The following is a 23,988-nucleotide window of genomic DNA, read 5'->3' as shown; positions in this document are numbered from 1 at the left end:
AATGGAACAGCGATTAGATACGCCTCTGCCCCAGAAGTTAGAGATCGTCGTTGCAGCATTGGGCGGCGAAGGCACAGATGTGTCTTTAGATGACTTCATTGCGGAGCTTGAGGCTATTGGCCAAGTCCTAGAAGCCATTGATGAGGATCTACACGCTCATAAGACCCTCACCTGGAAGGTTGTGGACCTCCATCACTCCGATGCTACCGTGGTCCTAGGCGGTATTGCTCTCGACCAAGCGTCCAGCTTCAATTCTGCGAGTAACGTGCTTCAGCGGTTCTTTGGCGGGGTCAATCAGCTTGCGAGAGGCGTCGATGCGGAGGAGTTGAGCAACTCCGCCCTTGAGGGTATCCGCAGCGCCCTAAAGCCAGTTGGCCATTCCGTTCGCGCCACCAAGCTACGCTGGCTGGATCAGGCCGTAGAAATAGGAATTGAGCTTAAGTCCGCCTTTGAGAAGGTGACTTTCCGCAACGAGGCTCATACGGAAGAGTGGCAGGGCCTAATCGAAGAAATCAATGTTCATTCCGCCAAGCCAACATTCCGGCTCTATCCGGCTGTTGGACCGAAGTGGATAACTTGCGAGTTCGCTCGCGACGAGATTGAAAAGCACAAGCGGGCGTTGACCCATAAGGCATCTGTGTACGGCAAAGCCGTATACCGTCCCAATGCACGGTATCCTCATCGAATATTCGTTGAGGAAGTAACCGTGTTGGACGAAGTAGAAAGCTTAGACCTTATGGAGTTTGGGGGCGTATTCGCCGACTCTCGCAGGGAAATATTCGAGCAGTTGGCGAAGATACGCGATGGCTGGACAGAATAAGCCAAAAATATACCTTGATACGTGCTTTGTTCTTGATTGGCTGACCGGCAATCAGGGCCGAGGAGATGCGCACGATGTTGGCGGCATTATATCTGAGTTATGCAGCGACAGGTTTATCGGCGTAACCTCTGTAATAACTAAACTTGAGGTACTCGAATGCAAAAACGATCCCACTATGTGGGCTGTTTGGCAAAGACTGCAAGCGAGGAGTAACTTTCAAGTTCTCCCCGTCTTAGATCGCATCGGAGACTGCGCGTACAAGATTAGGAACTTCTATCAGGCTCAAAAAGATGCAGGAGCCATCACAAAGAAGGCTCCCCAAGTTCCAGATACTATTCACATCGCAACGGCTATTCATGCTGGCTGTGATTACATGGTAACTTCAGATGCGGGGCGAATGGACTCCAAGCATCTATCTCCTTTAGAACTCAACGGAATGGTTGCGAACCTATGGCCTCTTCGGATCGAAAGACCTCGCGCCGTGCAAACAGCCCTGAACATCTAAAGGCGGATCAGGCGGCGCGCTTTGTTGCTGCCGCTAAAGCAGCGGGGTGCGACGAAACGGGCGAAGCCTTTGAGAAGGCATTTGGCAAGGTTGTGCCGCCGAAACGACCAGACAAACGAGAGAAGGGCGATAAGCCCGAAACTAAGAAACCCGGCCAGTGAGCCGGGTTTTTCCTTGGTAGGAGATGAGAATGAAAATCGTGAGGCTGCGTATAGTATTCGCAGTGGCCGCATTGTTGCGAGTGCCAATCAGAGCGCGCGAGTCCTATTGGCTAGGGCACTAGTAGCGGCGGATATTATTCTGGAGCCACTGTGCACCTTCCGGCTTGGCTCGCATGGTGCCCCACTCTGATCCTTGCTTCAACTCGATTAAAGCGAAGCTGTCATCATTATCTATCAAGGTCGTAAGTACCTGAGAAACCTGAGCTATGGTGGCCGTTGACGAAAGCAGCCACAGCGACTCCAGAAGGCGCACCCCGCCCTGGTTGGTTAAGAAATTCCACATCGGCTCGTAGTCGCGCCTCCAATGAAGATCGTAGCTAATCAAGTACTGTGCCATTTGCCCCTCCCTCTAGGTGATTGAGAGGGGCATCGAAGCATGCCCGCGCTTAGGAGTCTACTCCTTGGGTACGTCAAGTATAATATCGCCTTTTTGTTGTCCCGGTGCCTGTCGGGATGGACATCCGCAACGTCATGGCCTGGCTTGTCCCGGCCATCCCGATCCGGTGAGGCTCGGCGCTTCAATCCATCCAGATCACCGGCACAAGGCCGGTGATGACGTGGAGAGTATGCCCCTGTGCGGGCGCCCCCTTCCGCCCGGAAGAGGACGAAGATCACAACGCCAGCGTCGTCTGCTCCGCCTCGAGATCCTCGCCGATTTCGAGCGTTCCCCCGTCCAGCACCTCGGCATAGATGCCGCAATCGAAATGGCCATAGGCCGCCATGAGGCTTTTCGGAATCTGCAGGTCGCGGAGGCCGGTCTGCGGATCCACGTTGGTGGCGGCGCAGCGCTCGATGCGCTTGGTCACTTTCAGGCGCGCGCCCGAGGGCGTGGTCAGCACCTGGCCGACGAGGTCGAACTCCGCCCAAGGGTCGAGCCCCTCGATGTGGATGTTGCCGCGAAAGCGCAGCGGATCGACGGCCGAGCCGACCACCTTCTCCAGCTCGCGTACGCTCGCGAGATTGATCAGCGAGACGAAGCCGCGCCGGGAATCCGTGAAGCGGAAGCCCTGCGGCGCTGTCAGCAGCTTCGGTGCGCCGCGCAGCTCCTTCGGCATGAAGCGGCGGAAGAAGGCCTCGATGGCGAGCCGCCCTTCCTTCGTCGAGAGATCGCCCCGCGCCACCTCGCGCCCGCCCTGCTCGATGAAAAGGGTCGTGATCGAATCGAGATAACGGGTCCTGAGCCGCGCCAGGCTCTCGTTGCGCATCAGCATCAGGAACTTGATCTTGGGCTGATGCTGCGGGTTGTCCGGGTCGAACCCGGCCGGGCCGTTCTCGATGGCGAACAGCCGGTCACCGGGAAAGTAATCGCCCTTCGTGAGGGAGACCTGGGTCAGTGGCTCGGGAGACAGGCCCTTGACCGGATAGCGCTGGAGGGAAGCGATGCGGATGCTCATGGCGTAGCGATAATGGGCGCGGCGATGCGGGGCAAGAGGATGACAGAGCGCCGACCTCATTGTCATTCCCGGCCGGAGCGTAGCGGAGGGGAAGGGAATCCAGAGCGCTGAGCGTGTAGGTGGATCCCCTTCCCTCGCTTCGCTCACCAGGGATGACAACGACAGTACATTTTGTTATAGAGTATCAAAAAACTGAGACTGTTACGATGCACGAACGCTACGCCGTCTACATTCTGGCCAGTCAGAAGAACGGCACGCTGTACATCGGCGTGACCGGTAATCTGGTACAACGGGTGGAGCAGCATAAATCCCTGGCTATTCCTGGATTTACGAGGCGGTACCGGGTCACTCGCCTCGTCTATGTAGAGATGTTTGCAGATGTGATCGATGCGATTGCGCGAGAAAAGCAGCTCAAAGGTTGGAACAGAGCATGGAAGATCAAGCTCATCGAGCGCTCCAATCCTGATTGGATAGAACTTGATCCGACGGCGCGCTGACCCGCTGTGTCATCCCCGGCGAGCGCAGCGAGGGAAGGGGATCCACTCCCAAGCGCTGCGCTATGGATCCCCTTCCCCTTCGCTACGCTCCGGCCGGGGATGACACCGGGGCTACAAACAAAAAAGCCCCGCCGTTTCGGCGGGGCTTTTCTCAGGCGCGTACGCAACTCTTACGAAGCGTCGCCCGAGCGGGCCACCTTCGAGCGCTTGAGTTGGGGGGTGAAACCGGCTTCGCGGCCGCGGGTGGCGTCGACCTCCACCTGGTGCGGATCCTGCTGGTGCATACCTTCGTGCGAGGTCTGATGCTCAGGAATCTTCGTTTGCGGGCCGGCCTCCTGCTTCATGCGCAGGGCCTTCTCGGCATTGGCCTTCAGTTCCTCGCGCGCCTTCTCGGCCTGTTCGGCCTTGCGCTTCTTCGGGCTCAGACGGGCGATAAGATCGGATAGGGCCATCATTCGTCACTCCTTGGCGCGGGTGAGCACGCCGTCTTCTTCGTCGCTGCGATGAGTCGGAGGGGCCTTCACGTGCTTGGGATCGACCGGGATGTCCCGGGACGTGGCGATGCTTCCGGTGGAATCACCGATGTCCCGGCCTGCTTCGACCTCGGCGGACGTCTGGCCGGGCAAGGGGGGCACCCGCCCGTTCTCGGTGGTGTCGCCGAAGGTTTCCGGCGTGACCGACGGTCCTTCCTCGACCGGGCTTTCCGGGACCGCAAGGCCAAGCTCCGCGTTGCGGGCAAGGTCTGCGCGGGCTTTCTCGGCGTCCGAGCGCGGGTCACGTGTCATGAAGACCTCCTCAAACTGTTGCTGGGTCAATGCCAGGAGGACATGCCGGTTCCCCTCTTGTTGTTCCTGATCCATGCTCCCACCTAAGGTTTGCGGATGCTCCAGAAGGAGGTCCGACATCGCAGGATCGGCCCGTGCCTCCAGAAGGGCGGGCGGATCTGAGGAGGGATGAGAATGAATTTCGAAAAATATACTGAGCGTGCCCGGGGCTTCGTTCAGGCGGCGCAGAACCTTGCCGTGCGCGAAGGGCACCCGCAGCTCGCTCCCGGTCACATCCTGAAGGTTCTGCTCGACGATCCGGAGGGCCTGTGCGCCGGTCTCATCGACCGTGCCGGCGGGCGCTCCCGCGACGCCCATGCGACCGTCGAGCAATGGCTCGCCAAGCAGCCTAAGGTGTCCGGTTCGGCTTCGCAGCCGCAGGCCACGCGCGAACTGATGCGCTTCTTCGACACCGCCGAGAAAGCAGCCGAGAAGGCGGGCGATTCCTTCGTCACCGTCGAGCGGATGCTGCTGGCGCTCGCCGTCGAGAAGGACACGGAAGCAGGCAAGATCCTGGCTCAGGCCGGCGTGACGGCCCAGGGCCTCAACGCCGCCATCAATGCGCTGCGCAAGGGCCGCACCGCCGACAACGCGACGGCGGAGAACGCCTATGACGCGCTGAAGAAATACGCGCGAGACCTGACGGAAGCGGCCCGCGACGGCAAGCTCGACCCGGTGATCGGCCGCGACGAGGAAATCCGCCGCACGATCCAGGTTCTGTCGCGCCGCACCAAGAACAACCCGGTGCTCATCGGCGAGCCCGGCGTCGGCAAGACCGCCATCGTCGAAGGCCTGGCGCTGCGCATCGTCAACGGCGACGTGCCCGAGAGCCTGAAGGACAAGCAGCTGCTCGCCCTCGACATGGGCGCGCTGATCGCCGGCGCGAAATATCGCGGCGAGTTCGAGGAACGCCTGAAGGCCGTGCTTCAGGAAGTCACGTCGGCCGAGGGCGGAATCATCCTGTTCATCGACGAGATGCATACGCTGGTCGGCGCCGGCAAAGCCGACGGCGCCATGGATGCGTCGAATCTCCTGAAGCCCGCGCTCGCGCGCGGCGAGCTGCACTGCGTCGGCGCGACCACGCTCGACGAGTACCGCAAGCACGTGGAGAAGGACGCGGCCCTCGCCCGTCGGTTCCAGCCGGTCTTCGTGAGCGAGCCCACGGTGGAGGACACCGTGTCGATCCTGCGCGGACTGAAGGAGAAGTACGAGCAGCATCACGGCGTACGCATCACCGACTCGGCGCTCGTGGCCGCCGCCACGCTGTCGAACCGCTACATCACCGACCGCTTCCTGCCCGACAAGGCCATCGACCTCGTCGACGAGGCGTCCTCGCGCCTGCGCATGCAGGTGGATTCGAAGCCCGAAGAGCTCGACAACATCGACCGCGAGATCGTGCGTCTGAAGATCGAGCAGGAGGCGCTCAAGAAGGAAACGGACACCGCTTCCAAGGACCGCCTCGAGCGCCTCTCGAAGGAGCTCGCGGACCTGGAAGAGCAGTCGGACGCGATCACCACGCGCTGGAAGGCCGAGAAGGACAAGCTCGGAACGGCCGCCGACCTCAAGAAGAAGCTCGAGGAGGCGCGCAACCAGCTGGCCGCCGCGCAACGCGGCGGCGATTGGGCGAAGGCGGGCGAGCTGTCCTACGGGGTCATCCCGGGGCTTGAGAAGCAGCTGTCCGAAGTCGAGGCGCGCGCCGATGGCGGCGGCCTGATGGAAGAAGCCGTGACGCCCGACCACGTGGCGCAGGTCGTCTCGCGCTGGACCGGCGTGCCCGTCGACAAGATGCTCGAGGGCGAGCGCGAGAAGCTGCTTCACATGGAGCAGGATCTGGCGAAGCGCGTCGTCGGCCAGGCCGAAGCCGTCACGGCGGTGTCGACCGCCGTGCGCCGTGCGCGTGCAGGATTGCAGGATCCGAACCGGCCGATCGGCTCGTTCATGTTCCTCGGCCCCACGGGCGTCGGCAAGACCGAGCTGACGAAGGCGCTCGCGAGCTTCCTGTTCGACGACGAGACCGCGCTCGTGCGCATCGACATGTCGGAATACATGGAGAAGCACTCGGTCGCCCGGCTCATCGGCGCGCCTCCCGGCTACGTGGGCTACGAGGAGGGCGGTGCTCTCACCGAAGCCGTGCGCCGCAGGCCCTATCAGGTGGTGCTGTTCGACGAGATCGAGAAGGCGCATCCGGACGTGTTCAACGTCCTGCTGCAGGTGCTCGACGACGGACGCCTCACGGACGGCCAAGGCCGCACCGTGGACTTCCGCAACACGCTCATCATCATGACGTCGAATCTCGGCGCCGAATATCTGGTGAACCAGCCCGAGGGCCAGGACACGGACGCGGTGCGCGACGAAGTCATGAGCGTGGTGCGCTCGCATTTCCGGCCGGAATTCCTCAACCGCGTGGACGAGATCATCCTGTTCCACCGGCTGAAGCGTTCGGAGATGGGCGCGATCGTCGACATCCAGATGCGCCGCCTGCAGAAGCTGCTGGAGGATCGCAAGATCACGCTGCAGCTCGACGAGGAGGCACGCAACTGGCTCGCCGACAAGGGCTACGATCCGGCCTACGGGGCGCGTCCCCTGAAGCGCGTGATCCAGAAGAACGTGCAGGATCCGCTGGCGGAGCTCATTCTCTCGGGCGAGATCCACGACGGCGAGACCGTGCCGGTGCATGCGGGCCCCATGGGCCTGATGATCGGCGACGTCACCGTCGGCGGCACGGAGCGCCCGCCGCAAGGCGCGCGGCTGAACTGAGCGGGTTGCCTATAGCGACAAAGACGATGGCCGGGCGCGAAGCCCGGCCATTTTTTTGTGCCCGTTACGCCTTGTCCTCGCGGCGGCGGCCGAAATCCGGCTCCGGGGTTTCCTGGCCCGACGAGATGATGCCGCGGCGGATGGCGCGGGTGCGGGTGAAGAGGTCGAAGAGCTTGTCGCCCTCGCCCCAGCGGATGGCGCGGGCGAGCAGCGCGATGTCCTCGTTGAGGCGGCCCAGCATCTCCAGCACGGCTTCCCGGTTGTGCAGGAAGACGTCGCGCCACATGGTCGGGTCGGAGGCGGCGATGCGGGTGAAGTCGCGGAAGCCGCCGGCGGAGAACTTGATCACCTCGCCTTGCGTGACGGTCTCCAGATCCGCCGCCGTGCCGACGATGTTGTAGGCGATCAGGTGCGGCACGTGGCTGGTGATGGCGAGCACGAGATCATGGTGCTGCGCGCTCATCACCTCGACATTGGAGCCCATCGCTTCCCAGAAGGCGCGCACGCGCGCGACGGCCGCCTCGTCCGTGCCGTCCGGCGGCGTGAGGATGCACCAGCGATTGTGGAAGAGCGTCACGAAGCCCGCATCCGGGCCTGAATGCTCCGTGCCGGCCACGGGATGGGCGGGCACGAACGACACGCCCTCGGGCAGATGCGGCTGCACCTGCGCGATGACGGAGGCCTTCACCGAACCCACATCCGACACGATGCAGCCGGGCTTGAGGCCCGAGCGCATGGCCTCGGCCACCGTCCCGCAGACGCCCACGGGCACGCAGAGGATCACGAGATCCGCATCCCGCACGCCCGCCACAACGTCGGTCGTCGCCTCGTCGGCGATCCCGAGTTCCTTGACCCGTTCGACCACGGCCTCGCTCGCATCGACGGCCACGATGGTGCGCGCGAGGTTGAGATGGCGCGCCGCGCGGGCGATGGACGAGCCAATCAGCCCGAGGCCGATGAGGGTCACGCGCTCGAAGAGCGGCGTGTCGCGCGGAGGACCGAGACGCTCAGGCATGCTGCCCCCCGAGAAAATCGCGCAGGGCCGCCACCACGAGGCCGTTCGCCTCCTCGTCGCCCACGGTCAGGCGAAGCGCGTTCGGCAGGCCATAGGCGTCGATCCGGCGCAGGATCAGGCCGCGGCCGGAGAGAAACGCATCGGCATCCTGCGCGGTCCGGCCCGCTTCCTTCGGGAAGTGGACCATCAGGAAATTGCCGACGCTCGGCGTGACCGTCAGGCCCAGGGCCTCGATCTCGCGGGTGAGCCATGCGAGCCAGCGCTCGTTGTGCTCGATGGCCTTCGCCAGATGGGCCTCGTCCTGGATCGCCGCGACGCCGGCCGCCATGGCCGGGCCGCTGACGTTGAACGGTCCGCGAATGCGGTTGACCGCGTCGGCGATGTGGGCGGGCGCCACCATCCAGCCGAGACGAAGGTTGGCGAGGCCGTAGATCTTCGAGAAGGTGCGCGTCATCACCACGTTCTCGGACGTGGCGACGAGCTCGAGGCCCGATTCGTAGTCGTTGCGGCGGACGTATTCCGCATAGGCCGCGTCGAGCACCAGCACCACATGGGGCGGCAGTCCCGCATGCAGGCGCTTCACCTCGTCGAAGGGAATGTAGGTGCCGGTCGGGTTGTTGGGATTGGCCAGGAAGACGATCTTGGTCTTCTCCGTCACCCGGCTAAGGATCGCATCCACGTCGGTGCGCAGGTCCTTTTCCGGCGCCACCACGGGCGTCCCTCCGGCGGCCAGGATCGCGATGCGGTAGACCAGGAAACCGTGCTCGGTGAAGATGCCCTCGTCGCCCGGGCCCACATAGGCATGGGTGATCATCGCGAGCAGCTCGTCCGAGCCCGCGCCGCAGATGATGCGGCTCGGATCGAGGCCGTATTTCGCCCCGATCGCCTCGCGCAGCTTCGTCGCCGCGCCGTCCGGATAAAGCTCGAGATGGTCGAAGGACCGGAACGCTTCCATGGCCTTCGGCGAGGGGCCGAGGGGTGTCTCGTTCGAGGAGAGCTTATGGACCTTGGCAACCCCTGCGGCCTTGCTCTTGCCGGGCACATAGGCGTCGATCTGCATCACGCCGGGACGGGGCTGGGGACGGGTGGACATCTTCACTTCCTAGCAATCGGTCTGTTGGCGGATGCTCTAGCGCAGCTTCATGTTCATTTCACGTGGAAACGTTCGGCATGGCTGCCGATCTCGGCGAGCTGGGCGAGGCTCGCGCCCGCCTTGGTGAGGGCCTGGCGCAGCTGCGCGGGCTCGACGGCGCCGGGCACGGCGATGAGCTCGGACAGGCCGTTCGTGTCGGCCGCGCTCGCCACCACCTCGCCGCCGAGCTGGATCAGCGCTTCGTTGGCGCCCTTGTGCCAGCGCTCGAACTGGGCGGCATAGAGCACCACGTCCCGCACGGCCGCGTCGGTCAGGGGCTTGGAGATGACGAAGACCGGCGTTCCGGCCGGGTGGTCGGGCCGCTCGATGAAGGGCAGGCGCGCGATGATCTTCGGGCGGCGCTTGTCGGCCAGCGTGCGCCACCAGGCGCCGCTGGTCGCGCCCTGGTCGAGCCGGAAGATGCCAAGATCGCCTCGCGAAGCAGCCACCGCCTCGATCACGGCCGCGGCGCTCGGATGGGTGACGTAAGGCACCGTGAAGCCGAAATGGAACCGGGCCGAGTCGCGCATGGGCGCGTCCCCGCCCGAAATGTCGGCATGGACCGAGTAGTTGGACTGGACGTAGGTGAAGGTGCCGATGATCACCCGCCAGATGCTCTCCACCGTGTCGAGGGGCAGCAGCCCCTCATGACGCTCGGCCAGAGCCTTCATCATCGAGGCCTCGCGGCCGGGCCGGAAGGCGGAGCTTATGCCTGTCTGGGAGGCCTTCTTGGAGGCGATCAGCCGGTCGATGATGGTGCCGCGCTCCATGAGCAGCCGGTGCATCGCCTCGTCGATCCGGTCGATCTCCTGGCGCAGCTCGGCAAGGGAGGGGGCGGGCTTCTCGGCGGACATGTCACGTCATCCTTCGGTCGGGCCCTTTCTTTGACGGTTTTGCCCGGCCTTGTCATCACCGATTGCACTGGGGGTTTTACGGGCCATCAGGTCCCGGCCAGGAAATCGATGACGGCCCTGACGGATGAAAGCTCGCTGCGCCGATGGGGCGTCAGGATCGTGGAGGTTACGCTTCCGGCCGACCAGTCCGGCAGCACCCCTGTCAGTTCTCCGGCTTCCATGGCCGCCGCCGGGATGGATTCGGGAAGGCATGCGATCCCAAGCCCGGCGGCCGCGGCCCTCAACAGCACCAGGGATTCATCGGCAACGAGCCGCGGTGCCGGGGTGACCTGCACGTCCCGGCCGTCCTTGTGCGTCAGGCGCCAGGTCCTTGTCGTGGGTCCCGTCAACAGCCCGTCATGGCGAACGATGTCCTCGGGGTGCTTCGGCACGCCCTGAAGAGCCAGGTAGTCCGGCGCTGCGACCAGTATGATGCGCTCGACCGCCATCCGGCGCTGGACAAGGTCGGAATCGGGTAAAGGCGAGAAATGGCTTCGGATCGCGATGTCGAAGCCTTCCCGAACCAGGTCGACGAAGCGATCCGTGATGTGGAGCTGCAGATCGAGCCTGGGATAGGCACGCGCAAGAGCGGGCAGACGGTGGGCAAGGTGGTACTGCGCCACCGGAACGGAAGCGGTGATCCGAACGAGGCCCTGGGGCTCTTCCCGCCGCCGCTGCACCACGCTCTCGGCCGCCTCCGCCTCGATGACGGCCGCCCGGGCATGGTCGTAGAAATCCCGGCCGACATCGGTCAACACGAAGCTGCGCGAGGTCCGGTGGATCAGGCGAATACCGAGATCGGCCTCGAGCTCGGCGACGCGTTTGCTGATGGTCGATTTGGGCATGTTCAACTGCCGTGCGGCGGCGGCGAAACCTCCGTGCTCCACGGCCTGGACGAAGACATGCAGATCGTTGAAGCTGAACCTCATCCCTATCGTTCACAATTGTGGACTTTGAGTCTCAAAACTATCATCTACAGACCTAAAGTCCACAATGGCATCGTGGTGACGTCATCAAGAACGGAGACACACCATGATTCAGACCCTCATGTACGGCGTTCCCTCGGGATGCTCGTTCGGCTCGATCGTTGCCCTGGAATGGCTTGGGGAACCCTATCGCCTCTGCCGCATCGAAATGCCCGCCGTCGTAACGAGCGACGCCTATCGGACGATCAATCCGCTCGGAGAAACCCCGACCCTGGTCACCGCCAAGGGCGAGCGGATCAACGAGAGCATGGCCATCCTCAATCATCTTGGTGCACGGGGCATCGACAAGGGATTATCCTTCCCGCAGGGGACGTCAGGGTTCGATCGCCTCAACCAGATGCTGGCCTTTCTCAACACCAGCTTCTTCGCCGCCTTCGGCCCGCTCTGGCATGCCCTCGAGCACGGCGCGGTGGGGAGCGAAAAGGATGTTCTCAGAGCCTATGGGGCGGCGCAGGTCACGAAAGCCCATACCAACCTGAATGCGCTGCTCGGGAGCAAGGAATGGCTTCTGGGTGAACAGCGCACATTGGCCGATGCCTATTTCATCGGCATTGCCCGCTGGACCAAATATCACGACGTCGTCGACCGGCGCGACTATCCCGGCTTGCAGCGCCTCTTCGAGAAGCTGGAGGCGGACCCGGCGGTCCAGTTCGCTCACGCGATCGAGCGAGGCGAGAAGGCCGCCGGCACCGGCGGGTTCAGGGGAGAGATGTCCCTGGACGACTTCCTGCGCCAGCAAGCGCTCGCAGCCTGATCAAGAGTTGAAAGCCCGCCTCTCGCCATGAGGCGGGCTTTTCGCGAAATGGAAGGTCGTCGACAACCTTATCCCAGGGACTTACAGGCCCCGGCGAGACGTTATGTTCGTTGACGCGACAGCCGCTCCGCAGTACCGGTTGTTCGAAAGAACGAACATTTCCGCTCAATGATGTCATTTGCGCCCCTGTCCTCCGAACCGCGAAGCCAGGTCGACGACCCGTCGAGCCTCGTGATGCGCTTTGGCGCGGACGAGCCCTTGATGATGGATTCCGGGGTGGCCTTGTCCCCCTGGCAGATCGCCTACCAGACCTACGGCACCCTTAACGCTGACAAGTCCAACGCCGTGCTCATCTGCCATGCCCTGACCGGCGACCAGCACGTGGCGAACGACAACCCGGTGACGGGCAAGCCTGGCTGGTGGCTGACAATGGTGGGGCCCGGCAAGCCGGTGGACACGGACCGCTTCTTCGTGATCTGCGCCAACGTGATCGGCGGCTGCATGGGCACCACGGGCCCGGCCTCGATCAACCCGGCCACGGGCGAGCCCTATGCGCTCGACTTCCCGGTCGTCACCATCCGGGACATGGTGCGGGCCCAGGCCGCCTTGATCGACAAGCTCGGCATCGAAAGCCTGTTCTGCGTCGTCGGCGGCTCCATGGGCGGCATGCAGGTGCTGCAATGGGCGGTGAGCTATTCCAACCGGGTGTTTTCCGCCCTGCCCATCGCGACGGCCGCCCGCCATTCCGCCCAGAACATCGCCTTCCACGAAGTCGGCCGTCAGGCCGTGATGGCCGATCCGGAATGGCGCAGCGGGCGCTACCTCGTCGAGGGCACGCGGCCTTCCAAGGGCCTCGCGGTCGCCCGCATGGGCGCGCATATCACTTATCTCTCCGAGATGGCCCTGCACCGGAAGTTCGGACGCAACTTCCAGGACCGCAGCGCCCCGACCTTCTCCTTCGACGCCGATTTCCAGATCGAGAGCTACCTGCGCTACCAGGGCATCGCCTTCGTCGAGCGGTTCGACGCCAATTCCTATCTCTACGTCACCCGGGCGATGGATTATTTCGACATCGCGGCGGAGCATGGCGGCTCGCTTGCGAAAGCCTTCAAGGGTTCCGCCACGCGCTTCTGCGTGATCTCCTTCACCTCCGACTGGCTCTTCCCCACCTCCGACTCGCGGGCCATCGTCCATGCGCTCAATGCGGCGGCGGCCTCCGTCGGCTTCGTCGAGGTGGAGAGCGACAAGGGGCACGACGCCTTCCTGCTCGAAGAGCCCGAAATGTTCGCGGCCGCCCGCGGCTTCATCGACGCGGCCGCGCGGGTGCGGGGAATCGCATGAACCTGCCTGCCACCCTGCCCCTGACCGACAGCGAGACCGGACACCGCCTGGACTTCCTGATGGTGGCCGACATGGTCGAGCCGGGCTCCCGCGTGCTCGACATCGGCTGCGGCGACGGTTCCCTGCTCGCCATCCTGCGCGACCGCAGGCAAGTCGACGGACGCGGAATCGAGATCTCGCGGGAGGGGGTGAACGCGTGCCTCGCCAAGGGCCTGCCGGTCATCCAGGGCGACGCCGACACGGACTTGGCCGATTATCCCGACGACGCCTTCGATTACGTGATCCTCTCGCAGACCATCCAGGCGACGCGCCAGCCCAAGGTCGTGCTGGAGCATCTCCTGCGCATCGGCCGCCGGGCCATCGTGTCCTTCCCCAATTTCGGCCATTGGCGCGTGCGTTTCGACCTCGGCTTCCGCGGTCGCATGCCCATGACCGAGAACCTGCCCTATTCCTGGTACGACACGCCGAACATCCATTTCTGCACCATCCGGGATTTCGTGGAGCTGTGTCGCGAGGTCGGCGCCCAGATGGAAAAGGCCGTCGCGCTCAATGCCGGCGGCCAGCCCATCCGCGTCACCCTGCCCTGGTGGGTCTGGAACCTGCTCGGCGACCAGGGTGTGTTCCTGCTGAAGCGGCGGTAATCGCCTCTCGATGTCATTCCCGGAGGGACCCGCCGTAGAGGGGAAGGGATTCCGTCGCGCAGCGCTTGAGCATGGATCCCCTTTCCTCGCTTTGCTCAGCCTGAGGATGACACCCTCCCACGTCATGACCGGCCTTGTGCCGGCCATCCCGATTGTGTGAAGCGCCGCGCCTTTCCGGTCGGGATCACCGGCACGAGGCCGGTCATGACGTGGGAGGGTAGTATTGCCGCCCCGGCACTTTGTGCTCCAGCTCTAACCCTCACTGCCGTCATGGCCGGGACACGCCCGGCCATGACGGCAAGGCTCCGAGAGCAACGTTATGTTCCCACTTTGTTCTTGACAGGGGGATGAACCTTGGCTATATCGTTACCATCCCCGCCTGACGAGGGGCGCGCTCGCGAGGCGTCGCAGTTGTGGGGTGGGGAACGGTCCGGTCGCAGGTCTCGCACACCTGCGACGGGAGGCCCTTGGCAGCCCTGTGCTGGTCCAAGTCTAAACGCCTAAAAGTACCGTGCGGGACGAGCAGTTCGGCTCTTCCATTCTCACTCACAAGCGAGCCGGACGGCCCGTCGCGCCACCCTCGATCTCCTGTAAAGGCTCGCAGCGCAAGCTGCGGGCCCCAAGGTGCTGCTCTTTGACAGGAACCGATCAGCACTCCGCGCCGTCATGGTCACCCCGAACTTGACCCCGGGATCGTCCGCCCTCACGGCAGGGATGGCGTCGTTCTCTCCGGAAGCGGCGGTAACACGCCCCGCGCCGTCATTCCGGGGCCGCGTAGCGGAACCCGGAACCCATAACCGCTGACAGCGCAGACATGCTTGTGCCGCCGGGAGCCTCTTCCTGGACCGTGGTGTTTATGGGTTCCGGACTCGCCTTCGGCGCCCCAGAATGACAGTGGGAGAACCCTACCCCTCCCCGGTTTCCGCCAGCGGATGGAGGTCGCGCACCATGCTCTTCAGGCGCTCGTCGAGCACGTGGGTGTAGATCTGGGTCGTCGAGATGTCGGAATGGCCCAGCAGCTCCTGCACGATGCGCAGGTCGGCCCCGTTCTGGAGCAGGTGGCTGGCGAAGGCGTGGCGGAGCACGTGGGGGCTGACCTTGTCGGCCCTCAAGCCCGCCGCCCCGGCGACCGCCTTCAGGTCGCGGGCGAAGGCCTGGCGGGTGAGATGCCCGCTCTCGCTGTCGGCCGGAAAAAGCCAGGGGCCGACGGGTTTTCTCTGCTCCTCCAGAAGGGCGATATAGGCGCGCGCCGCATCCCGGGCCGCATCGGTGAGCGGAACGAGCCGCTCCTTCGCGCCCTTCCCCCGCACGACGAGAAAGCGGTCGCGGGTCCTGGCGGCGCTGCTCGGCAGGGCGATAAGCTCCGAGACGCGCAGGCCTGTGGCGTAGAGCAGCTCCAGCAGGCAGGCCATGCGGGCGGCCCGCAGCCGGTCGCCGGGCGTGGCCTCCGGGTTCCGGACACCGTCATAGGCGACCTGCAGCAGGCGGTCGACCTCGGCGACGGACAGGACTTTCGGAAGCACCCTGCCCCGCTTCGGAGCCGAGACGGCAGCCGTGGGATCGGCCGGGGCATAGCCTTCCACGTAGAGGAACTTGTGGAACTGGCGCACCGCCGAGAGGCGGCGGGCCGCCGAGGAGGCCTTCAGGCCCCGCTCCTCCAGGCTGGCCATGAAGCCCCGGATCGCCGTGGAAGTGGCGTTGTCCGGCTGGCCGCCGATTTCCTTTAGGTAAGCGAGATAATCGTCGAGGTCGCGCCGATAGGCATCGAGCGTGTTCTTGGAGGCGCCGCGCTCGGCGGCGAGCATGTCGAGGAAGAGGCTGGCGTGGCGTGCGCCGCTCATGAAGACGAGGGCGTCTTGCTGGTATGCACCGGAACCGAGATCTCGCGCGGATCGGGCTGGACGAAGGTCGCCAGGGCGATCATGGCGGCAAAGCCAAGGCCCGCGAGGACGGCGACGACGAAGAGAAATCGGAACAGGGTGGGCACGTGAGCCTCTTGAAGCGTTAGGTCGCTACAACCATGCCTGCGCCGGGAAGGCAAGTCCTTGACTTCGGTTAAGTTTGACGGGGAAAACAGGATAACATCGTTGTGACAGGGCGCCGCGCCCGATTCAGGCGGGCAATGAGCTCCGGATAGCTTCCGAAAGTGCATTCCACTTTCTGGCCCGATGCTCTACGACATTCACATGAACACTATCAGCCGCTTCAATTCGCTCGATGAAGTCGGCGGGCAAAACCAGGCAAGCCAGCGCGGCCATCCCGTCAGCCGCCTGCTCGGCACGCGATCGATTGTGCTCGTCGGGCTCATGGGCGCCGGAAAGAGCACCGTGGGCCGGCGGCTCGCGCAGGCGCTCAAGCTGCCTTTCCGTGACGCCGATCACGAGATCGAGGCCGCGGCCGGCATGACCATCCCCGAGATCTTCGCCATCCACGGCGAGGAGCATTTCCGCGACGGCGAGCGCCGCGTGATCGCGCGCCTGCTCCAGGACGGCCCGATCGTGCTCGCCACCGGCGGCGGAGCCTTCATGAACGAGGAGACCCGCCGGCGCATCGCCGAGCACGGCATCTCGCTCTGGCTCAAGGCCGATCTCGACATCCTCATGCGTCGCGTCCGCAAGCGCGCGACCCGCCCGCTGCTGCAGAACCCCGATCCCGAAGGCACCATGCGCCGCCTGATGGAGCTGCGCTACCCGGTCTATGCCACGGCGGACATCACCCTCGATTCCCACGAGGCGCCGCACGACCGGGTGGTCGCCGACGCCGTCAAGGCGCTCACCGAGTGGCTCGCCCGCGAAACACAAGGGAACGCCGAACCATGACGCCCCTCGCCGCCCTTACGGAGGGCGCCTCCTTCATCACGGTCCCGGTCCCGCTCGGCGACCGGGCCTACGACATCCTGGTCGGGCGCGGCCTGATCGAAACGGCCGGGACGCGGATCGCGCGTTTGGGCGCCCGCGCAGCCGCCATCGTGACGGACGAGCATGTGGGGCCGCTTTATGCCGGGCTTCTCGCGGGCGCCCTGGAGGCCCAGGGACTGCGCACGTCCGTGGTCACGTTGCCTCCCGGCGAGGCCACCAAATCCTATGCCAGCCTGGAACGGGTCTGCGACGCGGTGCTCGCCGCGAAGATCGAGCGCGGCGACTTGGTGGTGGCGCTCGGCGGGGGCGTGATCGGGGACCTGGCGGGCTTCGCGGCCGCCGTCGCGCGCCGGGGCGTGCGCTTCGTCCAGGTGCCGACCACCCTGCTGTCCCAGGTCGATTCCTCCGTCGGCGGCAAGACCGGCATCAATTCCCGCCACGGCAAGAATCTCGTCGGGGCGTTCCACCAGCCGAGCCTGGTCCTGGCCGACACGGCCCTCCTCGACACCCTGCCGGTCCGCGAGATGCGCGCCGGTTATGCCGAGGTGGCGAAATACGGGCTCATCGACGACGAGCGCTTCTTTTCGTGGTGCGAGGCCAACTGGCAGGGCGTCTTCGCCGGCGGCCCGGAGCGGGACGAGGCCGTGGCCCAGAGCTGCCGGGCCAAGGCCGCCGTGGTGGTGCGCGACGAGCATGAGAACGGCGACCGCGCCCTGCTCAATCTCGGCCATACCTTCGGCCACGCCCTCGAGCGGATCACGGCTTACGATTCCGCCCGCCTCGTCCATGGCGAGGGCGTCGCCATCGGGCTGGCCCTCGCCTTCCGCTTCTCCGCCGCGCTCGGCCTGTGCCCGCCGTCGGATGCCGAGCGCGTGGAGGCGCACCTGTCGGCCGCTGGACTTCCGACGCGCCTCGCCCATGTTCCCGGTGGCTGCGGCACGGTCGACGATCTTCTCGACGCCATGGCCCAGGACAAGAAGGTGAAGGGCGGCGCCCTGACCTTCATCCTGGCCCGGGGCATCGGGCAGAGCTTCATCGCTCCCGGCATCGAGGCCGACAAGGTCCGCAGCTTCCTGGACAGCGAACTCGACCCGTCACGCTCATGATCGAAGAATCCTCCGGCGATCTCTGGTTTGCCGCCCTGGTGGTCATCTTCTGCCTTCTGCTCTCGGCCTTCTTCTCGGCCGGGGAGACGGCCTTCACGGGCTCGTCGCGCTCCCGCATGCTGGTTCTCGAGAGAGGCGGCGACAAGCGCGCCAAGTTGGTCAACCGCCTTCTCGAAATGCGCGAGCGCTTCATCGGCACGGTGCTGATCGGCAACAACATCGTCAATATCGGCGTCTCGTCCTTCGCCACCAGCGTGCTCGTGGCGATCTTCGGCCACGAGGGCGCGATCTACGCCACCGTGCTCATGTCGATCCTGGTGATCGTCTTCGCCGAGGTGCTGCCGAAGACCCTTGCCATCTCGTCACCCGAGACCGTGTCTCTCGCTCTCTCGCGCCCCATGACATGGGCCGTGGCGTTTATCGGACCGCTCGCGCTCGCCATCGAGCGGATCGTGCGGCTCATGCTGCTCCCCTTCGGCATCCGGATCGGGGCGAACACGCCGATCCTCTCCGCCTCGGAAGAGATCCGCGGACAGGTGGCGCTGCTGCACAAGGAAGGCGGCGTCGCGAAGGTCGAGCGCGACATGCTGGGCGGCCTCCTCGACCTCGAGGACCTGACGGTCTCGGAGGTCATGGTCCACCGCACCAAGATGCGCACCATCAACGCGGATCTCTCGTCGGAAGAGATCGTCCGCGAGGTGCTCTCCTCGCCCTATACCCGCATGCCGCTCTGGCGCGGGAGCCAGGAGAACATCGTCGGCGTGCTCCATGCCAAGGATCTCCTGCGCGCCCTCGACGCGGTCGGCGGCGATGCGAGCAAGCTGAGGGTCGAGGCGATCGCGCTTGAAACCTGGTTCGTGCCCGACACCACGTCCCTGCGCGACCAGCTGAAGGCCTTCCTCGCCAAGAAGACCCACTTCGCCCTCGTGGTCGACGAATACGGCGAGGTGATGGGACTGGTGACCCTGGAGGACATCCTCGAAGAGATCGTCGGCGACATCAAGGACGAGCACGACCTCTCGGTCCAGGGCGTGCGGCCGCAGCCGAACGGCTCGGTGAACGTGGACGGCTCGGTGCCGATCCGCGACCTCAACCGGGCCATGGACTGGAACTTGCCCGACGAGGAGGCGACCACCATCGCGGGCCTCGTCATCCACGAGGCGCAGACCATTCCCGACACGGGCCAGATCTTCACCTTCCACGGCTTCCGTTTCCAGGTCCTGCGCAAGTCGCGCAACCGGATCATGGCGTTGAGAATCACGCCGCTCGCCCTGGTGCGCCCCCGGGTCGAGTGAGATCGAGACTCGCACCCGCCTAAGCCCTCATCCTGAGGAGCGAAGCGTCTCGAAGGATCAGGGCGCTTTCAGCGCTCTCCGGACCCTCCTTCGAGACGCAGCTGCGCTGCGCCTCAGGATGAAGTCAGAGATTGATGGACTTAACTTTCAGGCTTTCAAAAACTCCACCATGGCCGCGTTCACGGCCTCCGGCTCCTCGTGCTGGACCCAATGGGTGGCGGTCTCGATCCAGCGAACGTCGCCTGAGCGGCACAGGGCAAGGCTCGCCTCCGCCAAGCCCCGTTCGAGAAACCGGTCGCGCGTGCCCCAGATGACGAACGTCGGGGCGCGGACCGTGGGATCCTTCATGTCGGGCTTGAACGGCAGTGCCCGGTACCAGTTGAGCATGGCCGTGACTGCGCCGGGCTGCACCCAGGCTGTCTCGTATCGTGCGAGATCCTCGTCGGAGAACGTGCCGGGCCGACTCGTGCGCCGAAGCGCGTCCTTGAGGCTGCGATGGCCGTTGGCCGAGAGCATGGCCTCGGGCAGAAACGGGATCTGGAAAAACCCCACATAGAGGCTTCGCACCATCTGGCTCGGATGCGAGCGCATATAGGATCCCGCAACGGCCGGATGAGGCGCATTGAGCACGACGAGTTTCTCGACGCGATCCGGATAGCGCGAGGCCGTCCACCAGGCGACGAGCCCGCCCCAGTCGTGGCCGACGACGGAAAACTTCTCGCGTCCAAGCGCATCTGCCAGCCCCACGACGTCCCTCGCCAATCTCTCGAGATCGTAGGCGCGCCGCCCCTCGGGCTTGTCGCTGAGGTTGTAGCCGCGCTGGTCGGGCACGAGCACACGAAAGCCCGCGTCCGCCAGAGGGCCGATCTGGTAGCGCCAGCCCCACCAGAACTCGGGAAAGCCGTGGAGCAAAATGATGAGGGGCCCATCTTGCGCTCCCGCCTCGATGGCATGAAGCGTCACGCCGTCGATCTGATAACGGGTGCCCGGGATCCGTGGATCGAAGGCCTGTTTCATGCGTGTGCCGATACCCTCACGCGCTTCGGCGGAGGCTCCTCGACGGCCATGAACTGCGCCTTCGCGAGTTCCGCGAAACGGCCGCCCTTCGCCACGAGCTCGTCGAAGGTGCCGGTCTCGATCACGCGGCCCTGGTCGAAGACGAGGATGCGGTTGGCGTTGCGGATGGTGGCGAGGCGATGGGCGATGACGAAGGTCGTGCGGCCCTTCATCACCTCGTCCAGCGCGAGCTGGAGCTTGCGTTCTGTCGCGGCGTCGAGCGCGCTCGTGGCCTCGTCGAGGATGAGGATCGGCGGGTTCTTCAGGAGCGCGCGCGCGATCGACAGTCGCTGGCGCTCGCCGCCGGAGAGGGAGCGCCCGCGCTCGCCGATGACCGTGTCGAGCCCCTCCGACTGGCGCGAGATGAACTCGATGGCCTGGGCCCGTTCCAGCGCTTCGATCATTTCCGCGTCGGTGGCGTCGGGCCGCCCGACCTGGAGGTTCTCGCGGATGGTGCGGGCGAACAGCATCGGCTCCTGGAACACCACGCCGATGTTGCGCCGCAGGGACGAGAGGGTCACGTCGCGGATGTCGAGCTCGTCGATGCGGATGCAGCCCGATTGCGGATCGAAGGCGCGATGGAGGAGCCCCAGGGTCGTCGACTTGCCGGAGCCCGTCGCGCCGACCAGCGCCACGTTCTCGCCGGACTGCACACCAAACGACACATCCTGCACGGCAGGGCGCTTGCCGTCGTAGGAGAAGCTCACATTGTCGAAGACCACGTCGCCGCGATAGCGCTCTATGTTCCTGGCATTGGCGCGGTCGTGGACGGCGGGCGTCGTGTCCAGGATCTCGAAGAATTCCTGCAGCTTCGGCGCCTGCATGAAGAGCTGGTTGATGAAGCTCACCGCCTGTTCCAGCCGGCCGATCAGCATGGTGGCCATGCTCATGAACATGACGACTTCGCCGATGGTGGCGAGCCCGTTGAGGTGCAGCCATGTGCCCATGAGGAAGATCGCCGTGACCGTGATCGTCGCCGAGGCGCGCGACGCGACGGAGGCCAGTGCCCACCAGGACAGAACCGGGTTCTGCGCCTGGAGCAGTTGCTGGATGATGGTCCGCAAGGAGCGGCTCTCGGCCTCGATGCGGGTGAAGGACTGGATCACCGGCACGTTGCCGAGCGCGTCGGAAGCATGCTCGGCAAGGCTCGAATGGTAGCGCTCCACGGACCCCTGCAGGGTCTCCGTCTTGCGCAGCACGATGGCGGTGAGAAGGGCGAAGACCGCCACAAGCGCCACGAGAAGAAGCCCCAGGCGCCAGTTCAGGAACACGGTGAGCGGCAGGAGGACGACAAGCGCGATGAGCGCCGAGAGATGCTCGCGGAAGAAGCCGAGCCAGAGCCAGGACATGGCGCCGGAGCCTTCGAGCATGACCTTCAGCACGCGGCCGGAATGGGTCGAGGTGTGGAAGGCGAGCGGCAGTTCGAGCACATGCTCGAAATAATTCGCCACGACGGCGAGCCTGCGGCGATGGGCGAGGCGGTCCGCATGCAGCGCCACGAGCGCTCCCGCCCCAATGGAGAATAACCCGAACGCCACCCAGGCGAGGATGAGCGGCGTGAGGACGCCGAAGGTCACGGGCGGCGAATTCGGGATCTGGGCCCGGGTCAGCACGTCGATGATGCGCCCGAACAGAATGGGCTCTGCGAAGGCCGAGATCGCAAGCGCGATGTTGGCCAGAGCCAGCAGGGCGCCGATTCTCATGTCGGACCCGAGCTGGCCCAGAACGCGGATATACAACCTGATCAGCCGCATGGGGATCTACCTGCGAACGTGACGTCGGGCACTTCGTCTCCGGCCAAGAGTTGCGCACTTCACTCGGCTTGAAAAGCCGGGACGCTCCGGACCGGTTCCCCTCATGCGCGGCTCCGTACCGACTTCAGGCTCCGGCGAAAGCGTCCGATCCATTTCGGACCGAGCTTCGACGAAGAGGTCCCGTTCTGCCGAGTCCGGGGCCGGGCCAGGAGAATAGCCCCTTCCCTGGTCTTGCGAATGTGAAGGGTGCGGGTGTGGAACTCCTCGAGGCCGGGCCGGTGACCGATCGACAGGACGCTCGCGCCCTTCAGCTCGTTCTCGAACAGCGCAAGCATGGAGGCCTGGTTCTCCTCGTCGAGGGCGGAGGTCGCCTCATCCATGAACACCCATTTCGGCCGGTGCAGCAGCACCCGGGCAAAAGCCACCCGCTGCTGCTGGCCCAGCGACAGGCTGCGGTCCCAGCGCTCATGCTTGTCGAGCATATCGACGAACTCACCCAGGCCGCAGCGTTCAAGAGCCTCACGGATCCGGGCATCGTCGAACGTGTTGGGCGAGGCCGGGTAGCTGATCGCGGCCCTGAGCGACCCCAAGGGAAGATAGGGACGCTGCGGCAGGAACATCATCTCCTCCGCCTTGGGAATGCGGACCTTGCCGGAACCCCAAGGCCAGAGACCGGAAATGGCCCGGAACAGCGTGCTCTTGCCGGCGCCCGATTCGCCCATGATCAGCACCCGCTCGCCGGGCTGGATCTCGGCCGTCGCATCCTCGATGAGGATGCTGCCGTCGTTGAGCGCGATGGAGACGCTCTCGAAGCTGAGCCAGCCCTTGGGATGAGGGCCGATCTCGATCTTGCGGCTCTCGGCCGTGACCTCGTCGAGGTCGATGGCGGCCTGCCGGAAGGTGGCGACGCGCAGGACCGCGGAGCGCCAATCGGCGATCTTCGGGAAGTTGTCGACGAAGTAGCGCAGGGCCGACTGCACCTGATTGAAGGCGCCGACCACCATCATCATCTCGCCGAAAGACAGGCGTCCCGCGAAGTAATCCGGCGCGGCGGCGAGGATCGGCACGACGATGGCGAGCCAGCCGTACCCGGAGGTGATCCAGGTCAGGCGGGCCAGGCCGCCGGAGAGACGCCGGGAGGCCTTGAGGACGGCCTCGACGAACTCGTCGAGGTTGCGGCGCTCGTCCGGTTCCCCGTTATAGAGGGCGACGCTCTCGGCGCTCTCGTTCACGCGCACGAGGGCGAAACGCAGCTCCGCCTCCCGGGCATAGCGGAGCGTATTCAGCCGGATCATCGGGCGGCCGACGAGCCAGGTGAGCCCGGAGCCAATTCCCGCATAGCCCACGGCGACCCAGACCATGTAGCCGGAAATCGTGATCTCGCGCCCCCCGAGGGTGAAGCTGACGGGTCCGGACAGGGCCCACAGGACGCCGATGAAGCTTACGAGGAGCAGGAAGGCCTGGAGCATGCCGACTCCGAGCTCTGTGGAGAGTTCGGAAAAGAGGCGACAATCCTCCTGCATCCGCTGGTCGGGCTGGGCGCCGTTCTCGCCCATGAAGCCCATCTGGTAGGCGCGGTTGGGCTTGAGCCAGATGTCGAGCAGGACCTGGGTCAGGCGCTGCCGGAGCCGGATCTTCAGGCGCTCCTGCAGCCAGGTTTGCGCCACCACGAGGGCCAGCAGCACGCCGACGATGACCATGAAGACCAGGAGCTGATGGAAGAACGCGGAGGTGTCGCGCTTCTCCACCGCATCGAAGAAGGCGCCGTTCCACTGATTGAGCCGGACCTGGCCGAACATGTTGAAGACGAGGATGACGAGGATGGCCGCTCCGAGACGGAGCATGGGCCAGCCCTTCCCTTTCCGGAACATGTCGCGAAAGAGCTGAAAAAGCTCCCGCACGATGCTGGGCGTCATCTCGGGGGAATGCGGCGTTTCCGGGTGATGGGCCGCCGCAGTGGCAGCCTCCTTCGCCAGGGTAGTACCTTGGCCGGGTCCGACCTCCTGCTCGCTCCCCAACGCCGGCGGCGGGGGTAGCTGCTTGCCCAGTTTAGGGTCGAAATCCGGCATGTGACGAAACGCGTACTCGTTGAGCTTGAGAGTTCCTCAAGCTAAAGCGCGTTCACATAGGTTAGGTTCC

At 64.8% G+C, this 23,988-nt stretch carries 24 protein-coding genes; 11 read left to right on the top strand and 13 right to left on the bottom strand.

The window, feature by feature from the left end:
* Position 1: 1 nt before the first annotated feature.
* From U0023_RS10240 to U0023_RS10235, 3 genes are read left to right on the top strand one after another with little or no spacing between them, the layout of a single operon-like run.
* Complete coding sequence (locus U0023_RS10240; RefSeq protein ID WP_009493303.1) at positions 2-820, top strand: hypothetical protein; 819 nt, start codon at positions 2-4, stop codon at positions 818-820.
* On the top strand, positions 804-1,325 hold the full coding sequence (locus U0023_RS35530) for a type II toxin-antitoxin system VapC family toxin (RefSeq protein WP_083861501.1): 522 nt from the start codon (positions 804-806) through the stop codon (positions 1,323-1,325). The genes U0023_RS10240 and U0023_RS35530 overlap by 17 nt, the downstream gene beginning before the upstream one ends.
* Positions 1,271-1,486: a hypothetical protein gene (locus tag U0023_RS10235; protein WP_195904278.1), complete on the top strand. Its 216-nt coding sequence runs from the start codon at positions 1,271-1,273 to the stop codon at positions 1,484-1,486. The genes U0023_RS35530 and U0023_RS10235 overlap by 55 nt, the downstream gene beginning before the upstream one ends.
* Positions 1,487-1,604: 118 nt before the next feature.
* On the opposite strand, the gene U0023_RS10230 is transcribed toward U0023_RS10235, so the two are convergent.
* Positions 1,605-1,883, bottom strand: coding sequence for a hypothetical protein (locus U0023_RS10230; RefSeq protein ID WP_009493304.1), 279 nt, complete (start codon positions 1,881-1,883; stop codon positions 1,605-1,607).
* A 274-nt stretch (positions 1,884-2,157) separates the two neighbouring features.
* On the bottom strand, positions 2,158-2,940 hold the full coding sequence (locus U0023_RS10225) for an MOSC domain-containing protein (protein ID WP_040639495.1): 783 nt from the start codon (positions 2,938-2,940) through the stop codon (positions 2,158-2,160).
* Between the two features lie 206 nt (positions 2,941-3,146).
* Here U0023_RS10225 and U0023_RS10220 point away from each other — a divergent pair, with 206 nt between their 5' ends.
* Positions 3,147-3,437 carry a GIY-YIG nuclease family protein gene (locus U0023_RS10220; protein ID WP_009493306.1) on the top strand — a complete coding sequence of 97 codons (291 nt, stop codon included), beginning with the start codon at positions 3,147-3,149 and terminating at the stop codon, positions 3,435-3,437.
* A 170-nt stretch (positions 3,438-3,607) separates the two neighbouring features.
* On the opposite strand, the gene U0023_RS10215 is transcribed toward U0023_RS10220, so the two are convergent.
* Together U0023_RS10215 and U0023_RS10210 are read right to left on the bottom strand one after the other, a co-directional pair.
* Entirely contained in the window at positions 3,608-3,892 is a 285-nt protein-coding gene (locus U0023_RS10215) for a hypothetical protein (protein ID WP_040639274.1), read from the bottom strand.
* Positions 3,893-3,895: 3 nt separating this feature from the next.
* Positions 3,896-4,222 (bottom strand): hypothetical protein, encoded by a 327-nt coding sequence (locus tag U0023_RS10210; RefSeq protein ID WP_154661256.1) that lies wholly within the window; start codon positions 4,220-4,222, stop codon positions 3,896-3,898.
* Between the two features lie 174 nt (positions 4,223-4,396).
* Here U0023_RS10210 and clpB point away from each other — a divergent pair, with 174 nt between their 5' ends.
* A complete protein-coding gene (gene clpB, locus U0023_RS10205) occupies positions 4,397-7,018 on the top strand; it encodes an ATP-dependent chaperone ClpB (protein WP_009493309.1) in 2,622 nt (873 codons plus the stop codon).
* A 64-nt stretch (positions 7,019-7,082) separates the two neighbouring features.
* Here the strand turns inward: clpB and U0023_RS10200 are convergent, their stop codons facing one another.
* The 4 genes from U0023_RS10200 to U0023_RS10185 form a co-directional block, all read right to left on the bottom strand.
* On the bottom strand, positions 7,083-8,033 hold the full coding sequence (locus U0023_RS10200) for a prephenate/arogenate dehydrogenase family protein (RefSeq protein WP_009493310.1): 951 nt from the start codon (positions 8,031-8,033) through the stop codon (positions 7,083-7,085).
* A complete protein-coding gene (locus U0023_RS10195; protein ID WP_009493311.1) occupies positions 8,026-9,126 on the bottom strand; it encodes a pyridoxal phosphate-dependent aminotransferase in 1,101 nt (366 codons plus the stop codon). The genes U0023_RS10200 and U0023_RS10195 overlap by 8 nt, the downstream gene beginning before the upstream one ends.
* Before the next feature lie 53 nt (positions 9,127-9,179).
* Positions 9,180-10,019, bottom strand: a complete 840-nt coding sequence (locus U0023_RS10190; protein ID WP_009493312.1) for a chorismate mutase — start codon at positions 10,017-10,019, stop codon at positions 9,180-9,182.
* Positions 10,020-10,105: 86 nt separating this feature from the next.
* Positions 10,106-10,987: a LysR family transcriptional regulator gene (locus U0023_RS10185; protein ID WP_009493313.1), complete on the bottom strand. Its 882-nt coding sequence runs from the start codon at positions 10,985-10,987 to the stop codon at positions 10,106-10,108.
* 103 nt (positions 10,988-11,090) lie between these two features.
* On the opposite strand from U0023_RS10185, the gene U0023_RS10180 reads away from it, so the two are divergent.
* The 3 genes from U0023_RS10180 to metW all read left to right on the top strand — a co-directional run bounded on the left by U0023_RS10180 (position 11,091) and on the right by metW (position 13,780).
* Positions 11,091-11,798, top strand: a complete 708-nt coding sequence (locus U0023_RS10180; protein ID WP_009493314.1) for a glutathione S-transferase family protein — start codon at positions 11,091-11,093, stop codon at positions 11,796-11,798.
* A 168-nt stretch (positions 11,799-11,966) separates the two neighbouring features.
* Positions 11,967-13,139 carry a homoserine O-acetyltransferase MetX gene (gene metX / locus U0023_RS10175; RefSeq protein WP_009493315.1) on the top strand — a complete coding sequence of 391 codons (1,173 nt, stop codon included), beginning with the start codon at positions 11,967-11,969 and terminating at the stop codon, positions 13,137-13,139.
* Complete coding sequence (metW, locus tag U0023_RS10170; protein WP_009493316.1) at positions 13,136-13,780, top strand: methionine biosynthesis protein MetW; 645 nt, start codon at positions 13,136-13,138, stop codon at positions 13,778-13,780. The genes metX and metW overlap by 4 nt, the downstream gene beginning before the upstream one ends.
* A 905-nt stretch (positions 13,781-14,685) precedes the next feature.
* On the opposite strand, the gene xerD is transcribed toward metW, so the two are convergent.
* Both xerD and U0023_RS10160 read right to left on the bottom strand, forming a co-directional pair.
* Positions 14,686-15,621: a site-specific tyrosine recombinase XerD gene (gene xerD, locus U0023_RS10165; protein WP_009493317.1), complete on the bottom strand. Its 936-nt coding sequence runs from the start codon at positions 15,619-15,621 to the stop codon at positions 14,686-14,688.
* Positions 15,618-15,767: a hypothetical protein gene (locus U0023_RS10160; RefSeq protein ID WP_009493318.1), complete on the bottom strand. Its 150-nt coding sequence runs from the start codon at positions 15,765-15,767 to the stop codon at positions 15,618-15,620. Before U0023_RS10160 ends, xerD begins: the two co-directional genes overlap by 4 nt.
* A gap of 199 nt (positions 15,768-15,966) precedes the next feature.
* Here U0023_RS10160 and U0023_RS10155 point away from each other — a divergent pair, with 199 nt between their 5' ends.
* The 3 genes from U0023_RS10155 to U0023_RS10145 are packed head-to-tail and all read left to right on the top strand — an operon-like array spanning position 15,967 to position 19,039.
* The gene (locus U0023_RS10155) at positions 15,967-16,599 is read left to right on the top strand and encodes a shikimate kinase (RefSeq protein ID WP_154661257.1); all 633 of its coding nucleotides are present in this window, start codon (positions 15,967-15,969) and stop codon (positions 16,597-16,599) included.
* The gene (gene aroB / locus U0023_RS10150) at positions 16,596-17,744 is read left to right on the top strand and encodes a 3-dehydroquinate synthase (protein ID WP_009493320.1); all 1,149 of its coding nucleotides are present in this window, start codon (positions 16,596-16,598) and stop codon (positions 17,742-17,744) included. Before U0023_RS10155 ends, aroB begins: the two co-directional genes overlap by 4 nt.
* Complete coding sequence (locus U0023_RS10145; protein WP_009493322.1) at positions 17,741-19,039, top strand: HlyC/CorC family transporter; 1,299 nt, start codon at positions 17,741-17,743, stop codon at positions 19,037-19,039. Before aroB ends, U0023_RS10145 begins: the two co-directional genes overlap by 4 nt.
* A 147-nt stretch (positions 19,040-19,186) precedes the next feature.
* On the opposite strand, the gene U0023_RS10140 is transcribed toward U0023_RS10145, so the two are convergent.
* From U0023_RS10140 to U0023_RS10130, 3 genes are all read right to left on the bottom strand, one after another.
* On the bottom strand, positions 19,187-20,056 hold the full coding sequence (locus U0023_RS10140; protein WP_009493324.1) for an alpha/beta fold hydrolase: 870 nt from the start codon (positions 20,054-20,056) through the stop codon (positions 19,187-19,189).
* A complete protein-coding gene (locus tag U0023_RS10135; protein ID WP_009493326.1) occupies positions 20,053-21,849 on the bottom strand; it encodes a glucan ABC transporter ATP-binding protein/ permease in 1,797 nt (598 codons plus the stop codon). Before U0023_RS10135 ends, U0023_RS10140 begins: the two co-directional genes overlap by 4 nt.
* 101 nt (positions 21,850-21,950) lie before the next feature.
* Positions 21,951-23,918, bottom strand: coding sequence for an ABC transporter ATP-binding protein/permease (locus tag U0023_RS10130; protein ID WP_009493328.1), 1,968 nt, complete (start codon positions 23,916-23,918; stop codon positions 21,951-21,953).
* Positions 23,919-23,988: the final 70 nt, after the last annotated feature.

The organism is Microvirga lotononidis, from assembly GCF_034627025.1.
Taxonomy (GTDB): domain Bacteria; phylum Pseudomonadota; class Alphaproteobacteria; order Rhizobiales; family Beijerinckiaceae; genus Microvirga; species Microvirga lotononidis.
The sequence above is the reverse complement of the archived record's forward strand: the minus strand, read 5'-3'. Positions and strand labels throughout refer to the sequence as shown.

Coding starts and splice junctions, on each gene's coding strand:
- U0023_RS10240 (WP_009493303.1), top strand. CDS start 2: ATGGAACAGCGATTAGATACGCCTCTGCCCCAGAAGTTAGAGATCGTC.
- U0023_RS35530 (WP_083861501.1), top strand. CDS start 804: ATGGCTGGACAGAATAAGCCAAAAATATACCTTGATACGTGCTTTGTT.
- U0023_RS10235 (WP_195904278.1), top strand. CDS start 1,271: ATGGCCTCTTCGGATCGAAAGACCTCGCGCCGTGCAAACAGCCCTGAA.
- U0023_RS10230 (WP_009493304.1), bottom strand. CDS start 1,883: ATGGCACAGTACTTGATTAGCTACGATCTTCATTGGAGGCGCGACTAC.
- U0023_RS10225 (WP_040639495.1), bottom strand. CDS start 2,940: ATGAGCATCCGCATCGCTTCCCTCCAGCGCTATCCGGTCAAGGGCCTG.
- U0023_RS10220 (WP_009493306.1), top strand. CDS start 3,147: ATGCACGAACGCTACGCCGTCTACATTCTGGCCAGTCAGAAGAACGGC.
- U0023_RS10215 (WP_040639274.1), bottom strand. CDS start 3,892: ATGATGGCCCTATCCGATCTTATCGCCCGTCTGAGCCCGAAGAAGCGC.
- U0023_RS10210 (WP_154661256.1), bottom strand. CDS start 4,222: ATGACACGTGACCCGCGCTCGGACGCCGAGAAAGCCCGCGCAGACCTT.
- clpB (WP_009493309.1), top strand. CDS start 4,397: ATGAATTTCGAAAAATATACTGAGCGTGCCCGGGGCTTCGTTCAGGCG.
- U0023_RS10200 (WP_009493310.1), bottom strand. CDS start 8,033: ATGCCTGAGCGTCTCGGTCCTCCGCGCGACACGCCGCTCTTCGAGCGC.
- U0023_RS10195 (WP_009493311.1), bottom strand. CDS start 9,126: ATGTCCACCCGTCCCCAGCCCCGTCCCGGCGTGATGCAGATCGACGCC.
- U0023_RS10190 (WP_009493312.1), bottom strand. CDS start 10,019: ATGTCCGCCGAGAAGCCCGCCCCCTCCCTTGCCGAGCTGCGCCAGGAG.
- U0023_RS10185 (WP_009493313.1), bottom strand. CDS start 10,987: ATGAGGTTCAGCTTCAACGATCTGCATGTCTTCGTCCAGGCCGTGGAG.
- U0023_RS10180 (WP_009493314.1), top strand. CDS start 11,091: ATGATTCAGACCCTCATGTACGGCGTTCCCTCGGGATGCTCGTTCGGC.
- metX (WP_009493315.1), top strand. CDS start 11,967: ATGATGTCATTTGCGCCCCTGTCCTCCGAACCGCGAAGCCAGGTCGAC.
- metW (WP_009493316.1), top strand. CDS start 13,136: ATGAACCTGCCTGCCACCCTGCCCCTGACCGACAGCGAGACCGGACAC.
- xerD (WP_009493317.1), bottom strand. CDS start 15,621: ATGAGCGGCGCACGCCACGCCAGCCTCTTCCTCGACATGCTCGCCGCC.
- U0023_RS10155 (WP_154661257.1), top strand. CDS start 15,967: ATGAACACTATCAGCCGCTTCAATTCGCTCGATGAAGTCGGCGGGCAA.
- aroB (WP_009493320.1), top strand. CDS start 16,596: ATGACGCCCCTCGCCGCCCTTACGGAGGGCGCCTCCTTCATCACGGTC.
- U0023_RS10145 (WP_009493322.1), top strand. CDS start 17,741: ATGATCGAAGAATCCTCCGGCGATCTCTGGTTTGCCGCCCTGGTGGTC.
- U0023_RS10140 (WP_009493324.1), bottom strand. CDS start 20,056: ATGAAACAGGCCTTCGATCCACGGATCCCGGGCACCCGTTATCAGATC.
- U0023_RS10135 (WP_009493326.1), bottom strand. CDS start 21,849: ATGCGGCTGATCAGGTTGTATATCCGCGTTCTGGGCCAGCTCGGGTCC.
- U0023_RS10130 (WP_009493328.1), bottom strand. CDS start 23,918: ATGCCGGATTTCGACCCTAAACTGGGCAAGCAGCTACCCCCGCCGCCG.